The sequence below is a fragment of the Streptomyces atroolivaceus genome (assembly GCF_000717025.1).
Lineage (GTDB): Bacteria > Actinomycetota > Actinomycetes > Streptomycetales > Streptomycetaceae > Streptomyces > Streptomyces atroolivaceus.
Genome location: NZ_JNXG01000006.1, coordinates 100433 through 113387 on the forward strand (window position 1 = coordinate 100433; position 12955 = coordinate 113387).

Annotated in this window: 9 protein-coding genes and 3 pseudogenes; 5 read left to right on the forward strand and 7 right to left on the reverse strand. The window is 69.0% G+C overall.

Annotated elements, in window-relative coordinates:
- Nucleotides 1-495: 495 nt before the first annotated feature.
- Both OO67_RS15175 and OO67_RS40815 read right to left on the reverse strand, forming a co-directional pair.
- Entirely contained in the window at nucleotides 496-1962 is a 1467-nt protein-coding gene (locus OO67_RS15175; RefSeq protein WP_033300786.1) for a hypothetical protein, read from the reverse strand.
- A gap of 266 nt (nucleotides 1963-2228) precedes the next feature.
- On the reverse strand, nucleotides 2229-2312 hold the full coding sequence (locus OO67_RS40815) for a putative leader peptide (RefSeq protein ID WP_359414863.1): 84 nt from the start codon (nucleotides 2310-2312) through the stop codon (nucleotides 2229-2231).
- A 56-nt stretch (nucleotides 2313-2368) separates the two neighbouring features.
- On the opposite strand from OO67_RS40815, the pseudogene OO67_RS15180 reads away from it, so the two are divergent.
- The 3 genes and pseudogenes from OO67_RS15180 to OO67_RS15190 all read left to right on the forward strand — a co-directional run.
- Nucleotides 2369-3484: pseudogene (locus OO67_RS15180) on the forward strand (IS110 family RNA-guided transposase); the annotation flags it as partial.
- Nucleotides 3485-3891: 407 nt separating this feature from the next.
- Nucleotides 3892-4131, forward strand: coding sequence for an SHOCT domain-containing protein (locus OO67_RS15185; RefSeq protein WP_244300193.1), 240 nt, complete (start codon nucleotides 3892-3894; stop codon nucleotides 4129-4131).
- Nucleotides 4132-4537: 406 nt separating this feature from the next.
- On the forward strand, nucleotides 4538-6940 hold the full coding sequence (locus tag OO67_RS15190) for a glycoside hydrolase family 9 protein (protein ID WP_244300194.1): 2403 nt from the start codon (nucleotides 4538-4540) through the stop codon (nucleotides 6938-6940).
- A gap of 176 nt (nucleotides 6941-7116) precedes the next feature.
- Here the strand turns inward: OO67_RS15190 and OO67_RS37995 are convergent.
- Nucleotides 7117-7362, reverse strand: a pseudogene (locus tag OO67_RS37995) (GNAT family N-acetyltransferase); the annotation flags it as partial.
- A 694-nt stretch (nucleotides 7363-8056) separates the two neighbouring features.
- Here OO67_RS37995 and OO67_RS15195 point away from each other — a divergent pair.
- On the forward strand, nucleotides 8057-9166 hold the full coding sequence (locus OO67_RS15195) for a hypothetical protein (protein WP_033300548.1): 1110 nt from the start codon (nucleotides 8057-8059) through the stop codon (nucleotides 9164-9166).
- A gap of 158 nt (nucleotides 9167-9324) precedes the next feature.
- On the opposite strand, the gene OO67_RS40820 is transcribed toward OO67_RS15195, so the two are convergent.
- Nucleotides 9325-9510 carry a ricin-type beta-trefoil lectin domain protein gene (locus tag OO67_RS40820; protein WP_106972750.1) on the reverse strand — a complete coding sequence of 62 codons (186 nt, stop codon included), beginning with the start codon at nucleotides 9508-9510 and terminating at the stop codon, nucleotides 9325-9327.
- A gap of 13 nt (nucleotides 9511-9523) precedes the next feature.
- A pseudogene (locus tag OO67_RS15200) lies at nucleotides 9524-10207 on the reverse strand (glycoside hydrolase domain-containing protein); the annotation flags it as partial.
- A 102-nt stretch (nucleotides 10208-10309) separates the two neighbouring features.
- Here OO67_RS15200 and OO67_RS15205 point away from each other — a divergent pair.
- On the forward strand, nucleotides 10310-11743 hold the full coding sequence (locus OO67_RS15205) for a glycoside hydrolase family 76 protein (protein WP_033300550.1): 1434 nt from the start codon (nucleotides 10310-10312) through the stop codon (nucleotides 11741-11743).
- Between the two features lie 377 nt (nucleotides 11744-12120).
- Here the strand turns inward: OO67_RS15205 and OO67_RS38590 are convergent, their stop codons facing one another.
- Both OO67_RS38590 and OO67_RS15210 read right to left on the reverse strand, forming a co-directional pair.
- Nucleotides 12121-12276 carry a hypothetical protein gene (locus OO67_RS38590; RefSeq protein ID WP_157841681.1) on the reverse strand — a complete coding sequence of 52 codons (156 nt, stop codon included), beginning with the start codon at nucleotides 12274-12276 and terminating at the stop codon, nucleotides 12121-12123.
- The gene (locus tag OO67_RS15210) at nucleotides 12273-12746 is read right to left on the reverse strand and encodes a hypothetical protein (RefSeq protein ID WP_033300551.1); all 474 of its coding nucleotides are present in this window, start codon (nucleotides 12744-12746) and stop codon (nucleotides 12273-12275) included. The genes OO67_RS38590 and OO67_RS15210 overlap by 4 nt, the downstream gene beginning before the upstream one ends.
- Nucleotides 12747-12955: the final 209 nt, after the last annotated feature.

Sequence of the window (12955 nt, forward strand, 5' to 3'; positions counted from 1 at the left end):
GAAGTGGGCCGCAGTCGAGATAGTGGTCGCTGTGGTGTGTGCACTTGGGGCAGCGGGTCTACTGCTGTGGCTGGGTTGGAACGTGTCCGGGGCCCTGGCACCCCTGCTGGCGTCCAAAGGGGCGGCCAACGGGGCGGTTCTGGGGTTGGCTGGCCTGGCCGCAGGGCTGGTGTGCTGCGGCAGCGCCGCAACCGGTCGGAGGACCTGAAGGAATAGTCACCACACGGCCGCCCTCCCCTACTTCTCCGAAAGCGCGCTCAACGTGTGAGCCTGCGGGAGCAGATGAGGGTGCAGGCGATGCTCGTGAAGGCCAGGAAGTTCTCAGCCATGCGCTCGTGACGCCAGTGGAGTCGACGGCAGCCGGCGAGCCAGGACATGGTCCGTTCGCCCGTCCAGACTCCGCAGAATCAGCTTCGCCGTCCTGGACGCCTGCTTGGTGCCGGGCGGGCGGGCTGGCGCCGTGGCGGGCAGGATCTCCCTGCCCGCCACGTAGGTTCACTGCGCCGTGATGCGCAGTATCCCGGTCACGGTGCCCTGGAGATACGCGCCGTCCGGTGCCACGGTGCCCGCCATCTGCAGCGTGTCGTACAGCGATCCCGTCCCGACCTTCGCGGAGCGCGTGATCTGTCCGCTGTCTGGGTCGATCTGTACGTAGCGGTAGGGGTCGAGCAAACTCGTCCCCTTGGTGCCGGGGATCAGCGGGTCGCGCACCACGGTGTGGAGGAGCCCGTCGGCCGTCGACAGCTTTGGTACGGCTGCCGATCGCAGGCTGTTGTCCCACACGAGTGAGCAGCCCGAACCGTCCGCCCGGACATCCACCCGGGACAGTCCGCCGGCGAAGTCCGCCGAAGCTGGAACGCTGTCGCCTGCCCCTTCGGGGACGGCGGGGTACGGGTAGCCGTAGGTGCCCGCGACGAAGACACTGCGGCCGACGCCCACCGGGGAGTTCTCGCTGCCAGGGCCGTTCGCGGCCTTGAGTACCGGGACGGAGCAGACGTCCGAGCCGTCGGCGGTCCGGTACACCTTGAGGTTGGCCGCCGTGTCGGCGTTGTCGACGATCGCGACGTACTCCGTGCCCTTGGACGGGCCGAGGAACGTGGGGGTCGAGCCGCTGCCCCAGCTCAGCAGTCCGGGCTTACGGGCGGAGCCGCGGTCATACGCCTTGCGCCAGAGAACCTTCGGCGTGCCGCCCTGGGCGGTCAGCAGGTAGGTGGCATGGGTGGTGGTGACCGCGGTGCCCTCCGGGGCCGTGGAGATGCTGTTGGCCACCCGCTCACCCGAGGGCAGGGTGAGGGCCTTCACTGCGCCCGTGGTGTCGTCCGCCGTGCCGACCACACCGCTGCCGGTGGCGAACCAGACGCGGCCGTCCCAGTCGGGTGCCAGGCCGGTGACCGCGTCATCCCCGGGTATGACGGAGGCCAGCGACAGACTTCGGTCGACCGTCAGCCTCCACTCACCTGCACCGTTCCGGTGGTGTCCGACCCGGAGCAGGCTGCGGCTGCCGTCCGCGACGACCAGCCTGTCCTGGTGGTCGATGTAGGCGTACACACCGCCGAGCAGCGATCCCTTGGTCAGCTTCAGCGTGGCCAGTGACGACCCGTCGTCCGGATCGAGAAGATGGACCGTTGGCACCTGGCCGAAGATCGGGGTGCACAACGCAACCGGGTAGCCGTCGGCACCGACCAGGACCGTGGGGCAGGCCGAGGCGAGAGCGGTCCGTGAGGAGGACAGAGTACCTGCCCCCGGCCCGGCCAGCGGCGTGGTGTCGGAAGAACCCGTGTCCCCGTGCATGGTGGCGGTGCCGTCGGGACCCGCGTAGGGGTTGTGCGGAGGCGTCGGGCCGAAGGCCGCGGGAGAGACGGCCGAGGCGGAGGAGCCGGCGCAGCCGAGGGCGAAGGCCGCCAGCAGTGCGCCGAGGGGCCTCCAACGAGTGGTTCGGCGTGGAGCGAGGGAGAGAGACACGACGGTGCGGTCCTTTCCGGTGCGGAGTACCAAGAGATCACGGCAGGAGGCGAGAACCGCGCCCTGATTCGTGTGTGTTGAATGAGCTGCGAAAGAGGTGCCGGCGACAGGAACGAGAAGGCGGGCGGGCAGACTCGAGGGGCCGGCGGCTCGTGCCGGCGTGCTCGCGGACGGCTTTGGCCGGCTAAGACGCCCGCGCGTTCACCTGTGGACGAACGGCGGCGAAGCCGCTGCGGAGAACCGGGCGAGGAGCCGCCCGTGCGCTGTCAGCCCACGCGGAGACAGATGGCGCCCGCGGTACGCACGAGATCGACGTGGCGTCGTCGCGTGAACTCCTGGCAGCGCTTCATGCGGGTGATCTAAACAGCCTGGCTGACACCTGGTCAAGAGCAGTCAGTGGCTGTTCGGGAAGAAGGCCTTCGACAAGCGGTTACCCGACACCGAACCCAAGCTCCGCGAGCTATTCGCCAAGCTGCAGGCCAAGCACGGAACGGTCCTGGTCGTGGTCGACCGGGTTCGATCGGCGCCCTGCCGCTGGCGGTCGCAAGGGACATGGGCTGCCCGGTCGCCTACCTTCCGGGACTGACGATGCGGCGGATCGCCGACCTCTATCCGGGCGAGGCCAAGACGGACGCGAAGGACGCGTTCATCATCGCGGACGCCGCCCGCGCGATGCCCCACGCACTGCGGGCGATCGACGGCGAGGACGAGACCATCGCCGAGCTGGAGATGATCGTCGGCTTCGACGACCACCTGGCCGGCGAGGCTACTCGGGTCGCGAACCGGTTTTCATGGCCTGCTCACCCAGATCCATCCGTCGCTGGAGCGGGTGCTGGGGCCGCGGTTGCAGCACCCGGCCGTCCTCACGCTGCTGGAGCGCTTCGGGTCTCCGGCCCAGATCCGCAAGGCCGGCCGACCCCCTCTGCTGACGCTGTTACGGCCGAAGGCGCCGAGGATGGCCGAGCGGCCGGTCGAGGAGATCTTCGCTGCCCTGGACGAACAGACGGTCACCGTTCCCGGGACCGAGGCGGCCGCGTTGATCGTCCCGAGCCTGGCCGGATCCCTGACCGCCGTCCTTGACCAGCGCAAGTTGTTGGCCGGGTGGATCGAGGGACTCCTGGAGGCTCACCCTCTTTCGAAGGTCCTGAGGTCGATGCCGGGAGTCGGCGTCAGGACCGGAGCCCACATCCTGATCGAGGTCGGCGACGGCAGCACCTTCCCGACCGCCGGCCACCCCGCCGCCTCCGCAGGGCTCGCACCCGCGACCCGCAGTTCCGGGTCCTCAATCCGCGGGGAACAGCCCTCCCGAAGGGGAAACAAGCAGCTCGAACGAGCCTTCTTCCTCTCCGCGTTCGCAGCCCTGGCCGACCCCGCATCGCGGACCTACTACGACAAGAAGATCGTTCAGGGCGAGCACCACACCCAGGCCCTGCTCTGCCTCGCCAGACGCCGGACCGACGTCCTCTTCGCCATGCTCCGCGACGGCACCTTCTACGAACCCCGGCCAGCCTCAGCCGGCTGATCGTCAGAGGCCTCACCGCACACGGGACAGTCCCGCTCGTCGACCGAGTCCAACACAACCGGATGACCGCAAAAGTCACACGGCCGCCTGCTCTCGCCCGCCGAATCCCGAGCAGGCACGTCATCACTCATGACAGCCACACTGCCACCCGACCACCTTGACCAAAGACATAGGGGCACCCCCCGTTGCTCGGCACTCGTCATGGCCTGGGAGAACACCTGGGCCCGCCGGCTCGCGGCCGCGGTACGGACTCCGGAAGGTGGCGACGCTCGAACCCATCCCCCGGGAGACCGTGATCGAAGCCATCGCCGCCTCGACGGCAACTGACCCACAGACGAAGGAGACGGCCAGTAGGGATTCAGTGCTTCGGACGCCCCGGCCTGCTGGTCACCATCGCCCGTACCGCGGTGATCTCGGGAACCGCCACCGCGGTCTCCAACCTGGTACAGCGGCACGACATGCAGCGTCAGAGGGAGGCCGAGCGTCAGTGGGCCGCCCCGCCGCCCGCGCCGCCACCCGCTCCGCTGCAGGCAGCCGCACCGGCGGCCGGTACAGACCGGGTCACCCAGCTCGCCGAGCTCAATGCGCAAGGGGTGGTCAGCGAGGAGGAACTCGACGCCGAGAAGGCCCGCATCCTGAACTCCTGACACCGGGCCCCGGCGGCCGGTGCCCTCTGTCCCGCCGCCCCGGGTCCCGCTCGAACCACGCCCGCCGAGCTCCGGCCAAGGGCGCCTTGCCCCCGCAATTCCACTCTCTTCCTACGCGCCCCGTTGACAAGGCGGGCCCGCGCTGGCTTCATGAGCACGTCCGTGGAAGCGCTCCCACGCCCCTCGCGCCGGACGTCGCTCCGGGCCGCCGACGCTTCCGCGTGGGCCGGTGTCACCCCACACCGGCCCCGTCGCACGAGCCGCACATACGCACCGTTCAACACCCGCACGCCGCACTTCCGCACGAGCCGCACCACCGCCCCGTCGGCCTGGTCCGGCATGTCATCCGCCGGTCCGGTACGACCACGGGCACCACACGCCGCCCGCCGCACCGAAGGACGATCCGTTGCGACTGCTCTCCCTTCCCCGCGCCTTCCACAGATCGCTATCCCGCCACTCTCCGCCGAGCACCACCGGCCGCTCCCGCCTGGGAGTCACCCTCGCCGGCGTGGCCGCGCTGCTCGCCGCCGGACTCATGCCCCTGGCCGCCACCCCGGCCCAAGCAGCCCCGGCGTTCGCCTACGGCGAGGCCCTGCAGAAATCGCTCTTCTTCTACGACGCCCAGCGCTCGGGCGAACTTCCCGAGGACAACCGTGTCTCCTGGCGTGGCGACTCCGGCATGGACGACGGCAAGGACGTCGGGCTCGATCTGACCGGCGGCTGGTACGACGCCGGCGACCACGTGAAGTTCGGCCTGCCGATGGCCTACAGCGCCACGGTGCTGGCCTGGGGCGGTATCGAGCAGAAGGACGCCTACGCCGCGTCCGGGCAGATGGCTCGCCTGAAGGACAGCCTGCGCTTCGTCAACGACTACTTCGTCAAGGCCCACCCCTCCGCCAACGTGCTCTACGGGCAGGTCGGCAACGGCGGCAACGACCACAAGTGGTGGGGCCCCGCCGAAGTGATGTCCATGCCTCGGCCCGCTTACAAGATCGACGCGTCCTGCCCCGGCACCGACCTCGCCGGGCAGACCGCCGCCGCGATGGCGTCCTCCTCAATGCTCTTCGCCGACGACGACCCGGCGTACGCGGCGAAGCTCCTCACCCACGCGAAACAGCTCTACTCGTTCGCCGACACCTACCGCGGCAAGTACAGCGACTGCATCACAGACGCGAAGTCGTACTACAACTCCTGGAGCGGCTACCAGGACGAGCTGGTGTGGGGCGCGATCTGGCTCCACAAGGCCACCGGTGACGCCACCTACCTGGCCAAGGCCGAGACCTACTACGACAGCCTGTCGACGGAGCCGCAGACCTCCACCCGCTCATACCGGTGGACGCTCTCCTGGGACGACACCTCGTACGGCTCGTACGTGATGCTCGCCAAGCTCACCGGGAAGCAGAGGTACATCGACGACTCCAACCGCTGGCTCGACTGGTGGACGACCGGCGTGAACGGCGCCAAGGTGGCGTACTCACCCGGCGGCCAGGCCGTGCTGGACTCCTGGGGATCCCTGCGCTACGCGGCGAACACGGCCTTCGCCGCGCTCTCCTACAGCGACTGGCTCTCCGGTGACAAGACCCGCAAGGCCCGCTACCACGACTTCGCGGTACGCCAGATCAACTACGCCCTCGGGGACAACCCGCGCAAGGCCAGCTATGTCGTCGGCTTCGGCGCCACCCCGCCCACCAAGCCGCACCACCGGACCGCGCACGGATCGTGGACCGACCAGATGACCAACCCCATCGAGACCCGCCACGTCCTGTACGGCGCACTCGTCGGCGGGCCGGGCGCGGCGGACGACTCCTACACCGACGACCGGCAGAACTACGTCAACAACGAGGTCGCCACCGACTACAACGCCGCCTTCACCGGTGCCCTCGCCCGACTGTACGCCGAGTACGGCGGTGCCCCGCTCACCTCGTTCCCCCGGGCCGAGACACCAGACGGGCCCGAGCTGCTGGCCCAGGCGTCGGTGAACGCGTCCGGGGCGAACTTCACCGAGATCAAGGCCTACCTGGTCAACAAGTCGGCCTGGCCGGCCAGGCCGCTGGCCAAGGCCTCGCTGCGCTACTACTTCACCCTGGAGCCTGGGGTCTCGCCGGCAGACATCACGGTGACCACCAACTACAACCAGTGCGGCGCGGCCTCCGGCGCCGAACAGTACGAGGGAGACGTCCACTACATCAGTGTGGACTGCTCGAACACCGTGATCGCCCCGGCCGGGCAGTCGGCCTACCGCAAGGAGGTGCAGTTCCGGATCGCCTCCTCGGGCACCTGGGACCCGTCGAACGACTGGTCGTACGCAGGCCTGCCGACGACACCGGGCTCCACCCCGGTGGACGCGCCGAGGCTGGTGCTGCTGGACGGAACGTCACATCAGTGGGGTGAGCTGCCTGACGGTGATCCCGGTGAGTCCCCCTCCCCGACCCCGACTCCCACGCCGACCCCGCCCCCCACTCCGACGCCCACGCCGACTTCGACTCCGTCCGCCGGTGCCGGCTGCTCGGTGACCTACAAGGTCGGCTCGTCGTGGGGCAGCGGGTTCACCGCCGACGTGACCGTTAAGAACACCGGCAGCACAGCTGTGGACGGCTGGCGCCTCAACTGGACCTTCAGCGGTTCCGAGAAGGTGACCGGCGCCTGGAACGCCACCGCCACCCAGTCCGGAGCTGTTGTGACCGCCACCGACGCCGGTCACAACGGGAAGATCCCGCCCGGCGGTTCGGCCTCGTTCGGCTTCCAGGGAACGGGGGCACCCGGTTCCGCGCCCACCGGGTTCACCCTGAACGGCGTCGGCTGCTCCTGACGACCTGAACCACGCGGGGCGGAGGCCGTTCCGTCGGCCTCCGCCCCGCACGATCGCGGTCTCAGAGCATGCGGTGCACCGAGCCCGCGTAGTCCCGCCCGTGAATGGGCTCCGCTCCCGGGTCGCGTAGCGTGCCTCCGGGAGGAGTCCGGCCGTCGCCCACGCGGCGAGCCTCGGCGAGGCTGCTCCCACTCGGCCCGGGTAAGTTCGTACTCGACTTCACCGTGCTCGGAGCCCTCGATCGCCTCCGGCCAGTCCCCGGTGAAGTTCCGGACGAAGGACAGGCCCGATTTCTCCATGAGGCGACGGGAGCGGGTGCTGACGGCCATGGTGTTTGCGGTGACCCGCTCGCCCCCCAGTTCCGCGAACCCCTTGTGGACCAGGGCCCGGGATCCCTCGGTGGCATAGCCGCGCCCCCATGCCGTGGTCGATGTCGGTCGCCGTGAACGCGCGCAGCACGAGTCGGTCGGGCAGATCCACAGTGCTGGAACGGTCCCGGGCGGACAGCTCGTCGACGCGAGGGCCGACCTCCACGGAGCGGCGTGTCTACTACGTGTTCCTCGGGGAGTCGCTGCGCGGACGATACCGACTTCGAGACCGAGACCCTCGCCGCCCGCATCATCGACACCCAGCTGCGGGGCGGGCCCCCGCAGGTGAGTCGGCCGCCGACCCGAGCGGCCGATGCCAGACGCGGAAAGGCGGGTTTTCGCCACGTCGGGCCGCGAGACGCATGGAGACGATGTGGGGGGAGTGTCGAGAAGAGGTGACTCAGGCCCGGCAGCGGCCTGAGCCGCTGATCCGCACTGTGGCAACGAGCGAGCGGAGTGGAGCCTGGTGCCCCTGCGCCGGATGGGAAGGAGCTAGGAACGGCTGGCCGAGAACGCCCCAGTAGACCGTGCTTCTGGAACAGTGAGCGCGCCGAGTCCTCTCGCACGAGGCACGGGGTACGGCGCACGGCCACCGCGCGGGAGCATCTGCCTCACGCTGTCGCGGTTGTGCGGTACCGCGCAGCGGAGGGGAGCCGGAACAGCCGCCCCGCACCGCAGGCATGGAACGTCCGCACCACAGCACCGGATCGCGCTGCCAGCACCCACCTCGTCTACTGGAGGCACGCCCATGCACGTCCACACCCCAGACTCGTCGAGCAGACCCGTACGGGCCGTGCTGCTCGCCCTCAGCATGCTGGCCGCGCTCCTGGCCGCGGCCCTTCCCGCCGCAGGATCCGCCCAAGCCGCGGTTCCCGACCGCTGGGGCTTCGCGTATCTGGACGACCCGACCCCTCCGCCCGGTTACGCACCCGATCCCTCACGCCAGTGGGGCAGTTGGGCCTCTCCGTCCACCAACCCCGTCAAGGTGGACCAGATCGGCCTCGGGTCGTACGTCGTGCACTTCCCGATGATCGGCGGGTCAGACGGAATCGCTCACGCCACCGCGGTCGACAGCACAGGCCGCTCGTGCCAGATCGTCGCCTGGAAGGACGTGGGCTCCGGCGAGGACGTCTATGTGAACTGTTACCGACCCGGTGGCGCGCCCGACAACTCCACCTTCACCGTCGTCTACACCAGCAGCAGCGGCACCCCCGCCACGCCTTCCGGCTCGTACGGCTACCTCTACTCGGACACCAGCGGGATCGCTCTCACCCAGTACAACTCCACGGGAGCGGTCAACTCGGTGAGTCACGGCGCGACCGGCGTCTGGAAGGCGTGGCTTCCCGGCCTCGGCCTGTCCAGCCATGCCGGAAACCTTCAGGTCACCGCCGTCGACGCCCGGCAGGGCGCACGTTGCAAGGTGTCCGACTGGGCGCCGGGCACAGCCGGACAGACCGTCCTGGTGGCCTGCTACGACGCGTTCGGCGCTCCGTACGACACCAGGTGGACGCTGAGCTACTCCCACCTGCGGGCGGTCCACGGCCCGGCCTTCCCGCCCAAGGCATTCGGTTACCTCTGGTACAACGGATCACTGCCCACGCTGACCAACTACAACTCCAGCGGGGCCGCCAACACCCTCGGCGGTTCGGGAGCACCCTTCGTGGTCACGATGCCGTCAATCGCGGTCCCGTCCGACACCGCTCAGACCACCGCCTACGGCCGCGGGGCCGACTACTGCGGCCTACACGCGCCATGGGACCGGAGCAGCGGTACCGTCCGGCTCTACGTCAGCTGCTTCGGCCCCGGCGGGGCACCGGTGAAGGTTCCCTTCTTCACCGCCTACACTTCTGCCCGCTGACCCCTGTCGCTCGGCTCGCCGAGCACTCCGCGCCCGGTGGCCGGGGTGGACACACTCTCCCCGGCCACCGGCCGCCGTACCGAGGTCGCCGCACCCGGGGCCCGCCCTGGACCACCCGCTTCCTAGGCGGCCCTGTCAACCGGCGAGGTGCCGTGGGATCAGGACGGCAGTAACCACTGCTGGGCCCCGGTGCTGTTGCAGTCGAATATCTGGAGCTGGGCGCCGTCCCGGTCACTGGATTCGGGGATATCCAGGCAGCCGCCGGACTGCGGGTTCACCAGTGCCTTGGTGGAGGCGTCGTAGGTCCACTTCTGGTTGGGTCCCCCGTGGCAGGACCAGAGCACCAGAGTAGGTGCCGTACTGGGCCTTCTGGTTGCCGCTGACGGTGTGCACTTTCTTGTCGAAGCCCCAGTACTCCCCGTCGCTGTCGCTCAGCAGGTTCGGATGCAGCAACGAGTGGTACAGCGCGGTGTAGAACACCTCCTGCTGGGCCGTGGTTCCTCCGGTGACCGCGACCGTGCCCAGCAGGTCGTTCCACGATGTGTGGGTGGCGTCGAAGTTCCAGCCGGGGTTCTCGTTCGTCCGGTTCCCCTCGGCCCCGCCGACGGAGACGTACGACAGGCCGACCTTCGCATGGACCACTCGGTTGCCCGTCGTGTCGAACGTGACCGAGTTGCCGCCGTCGAACGTTCCGTTGCTGGTCATCGGCCGGTCGAAGACCATGATGAAGTGGACGGTGTAGGTCGGGCTCGAGGCGCAGAAGAAGCCGTTGGTGAGCGACCCGCTGGCCTCGGTGCTGCTCACCCGGTCGAAGCGGATGTTGCTGCCCTTGCCCGACCCCATCTTGAACAGCAGGTTCGCTCGAGTGGTCGCGGGGAACGTGAAACGCGCCATTCCGGAGCGGAGCGTGGCTGTCAACTCGGTCTTGACACCGTTGTCGAGCGCGACCGAGCACGCCCCCGCGTCCGCCGACTCGTTGGCGTGCGAGAAGCCCACGGTCGCGTTGCCGTCGACTACGGCCCCATGTGTTGACGTGGCCATGATGCATGGCTACTTTCGGAGAGCGCTCTCCCCCAATTGGCAGGGCGCTCCCCCTCGGGACCAGACGTTTTGGGAGCCTTCCCCATGAAGCCAGCGCGTTCCATGTCTGCCACCCTCTGCGCCGCTCTGACAACGTTGTCCACCCTTGCTGTCGGCGGGCTGTCATCAGCCCCCGCCTCGGCGGCGCCCGCGGTCGTGTGCAACAAGTACTGTGACGCGCGGGACCCGGCGCTGAGTACCCATGATCGTGTCCCCGCCACGGCCACGGTCTCCGCGCGGTCGATCGCGCTGCACTTCAACGACGCTGACGCGATGGGTTGGGCATCCATCGACAACGGCGGACCCAACGACCGCGTCTGGCTGGACCGGTCAATGGACGGCGGCGTGACCTGGGCGTCGGGAAGCGCTCTCGGCGACACCTCGGTGCCCGCCGGAGGGCGGGGCTGGCGCACACAGATGTACAACGTCGACGACTGGAACACCCAGGGTGTCGGAGCCCTTCGGGCCTGCGGGCAGCCGGCCGGAGGCCCCATCGCGTGCACGCCCTGGGCGCGTACCACCTGGAACGCGGGCAGCAGGAGCACGGCTGCGGCAACCGCCCTGATGATGTCGTTCGACCGGGGCAGCAAACTCTTCGGCGGCAACGGATGGTGGACCGGCGCCAACGCGCTCACCGCGATCATCGACAACATCCGGATCACCGGCATGAACAGCTATGCCTACGCTATGGCCGACACGTACGAGAAGAACATCAACGCGCAAGGAGGGCAGTTCCGCAACGAGTACCTCGACGACACCGGGTGGTGGGGACTGGCCTGGATCGCCGCTTACGACCTGACCGGCGACCGCCGGTACCTCGACACCGCGCGGGCCGACGCGGACCACATGTACGCCAACTGGAACAGCACCTGCGGCGGCGGGGTCCGGTGGAGCACCAACGGCAACTACAAGAACGCCATCACCAACGAGCTCTTCCTCCATCTCGCCTCGGCCCTGCACAACCGGATACCGGGTGACACCGTCTACCTGGAGCGGGCGAAGAGCGAATGGAACTGGTTCCAGCGCAGCGGCATGATCAACGGTGACCGCATGATCAACGACGGTCTCACAGACTCCTGCGCCAACAACGGCCAACCAACCTGGACTTACAACCAGGGCGTCATCCTGGGCGCGCTGACCGAGTTCTACAAAGCCACCGGTGACGCCGGCCTCCTGACGACGGCGCGCGGCCTGGCCGACGCCTCCACCGTCCGGCTCGAGACGGGTGGCGTCCTACGCGAACCAGGGGAGGGCGACAACTGCACGGGAGACGGCCCGAGCTTCAAGGGCGCCTACGTACGCGGCGTCGGCGTCCTCAACCGCCAGCTGCCCGACCGCCCCTACGCCGCAGCCCTCACTCGTTGGGCGAACAGCGCCTACGACCGCAACCGCAACCCGCTCGACCAATACGGCCCGCACTGGGCCGGGGGTAACAGCACCACCGGCTACGGCTGCCAGCAGAGCGTTCTGGACCTCCTCAACGCCGCCACGCGCTGAGGACACGCGGACCGGACTCACGGAGCCGCCGGCTTCGCAGGGGGCAGTCCCCGGCCGGAGCCAGCCTGCGTGGCCGAGCGTGTGGCGAGCGGGGTGTCTGCGATGTCGCCGACGGTGTTGATCCCGTAGCGGGTGAGCACGCGCGGTAGCCGGCCCCACGCCGGGAAGTGCGAAAGCACATCGGGGGCCGCGGAAAGCGGCGACATCGATAGGGGTGTTGCCGACGATGGTGGCGGCGCCGGGTGGGGTGACGGCGGCTGCCATGCCCGCGATCACCCGTGACGGCCCGACTCCGGCGCTGCTCTGAACCCCATACAGCGCGAGGACGCGGAGCCTGATGACAGCGGCGGCTCCCTCGGGGTCGCGGTCCCAACACCTCAAGGCACCGGTGAGGTCGAGGTCGCGGGAAATTCTGTGGGGTGCGCCTGAGTCCGCGGGCTGATGCCTTCCAGGACGGTGAGGAGCTGTTCGTACAGGTTTGCGTTCTGGAAATGGAAGTAGATGCGCATCATGGTGCGTGGGCTGGTGGTCATCCCGCACTTTCCTGGCTGGTGTGGCCGAGTCGGTTGAGGTCGGCGGAGCGGGTGCCGGCGGGCTGGCGGTCGGCGTACGGGTGGAGTTTCGCTCCGGCGGTTCCGTTAGTGAGCGTCCGGACCGGTGCGCTGGGCGGGTGTGGGGGCTGGTTCGCGGCGCTGAGGAGGTCGAGGACGGCTTGTGGGCCCATGGGCGCGGCGGGCCGCAGCGAGCTCCTCGAGGTCCACACGCTCTGCCCGACGACGGTCCGGCGCGGGTCTCGGGCCTCGACGGTGCCGCGGACGAGCAGCAGGCCGCTGTGGAAGATCGTGTGCGCGCAGGCCTCTCGGGAGTCGTCGAAGAAAGCGCAGTCGACCAGGCCGAAGCCGTCTTCAAGGGTGCCGAGATTGACGCGTTTGCCGGATGGGATGGGCGGGGTTTGCGTGGACGCGCGTACTCCGGCGACCGAGACCTGCTGCCCGGGTTGCATCGCTCACAACTGCGCGCCTCGTCCCCGGTCAGTGGCCGCATCATGGCAAAGCTGTCTCCGGACTCACCGGCGACGAGCGCGTAGGCGACGCTCAATTACACGAGCACCCAGATGCGTCGGCAGATGTTCTGCGCCAAAGTGGAGTGGAGATCGAAAGGGCCCATATCGATACGCTTCGAGCCCTCTGCGCACTTCTTCCATGGCGACGA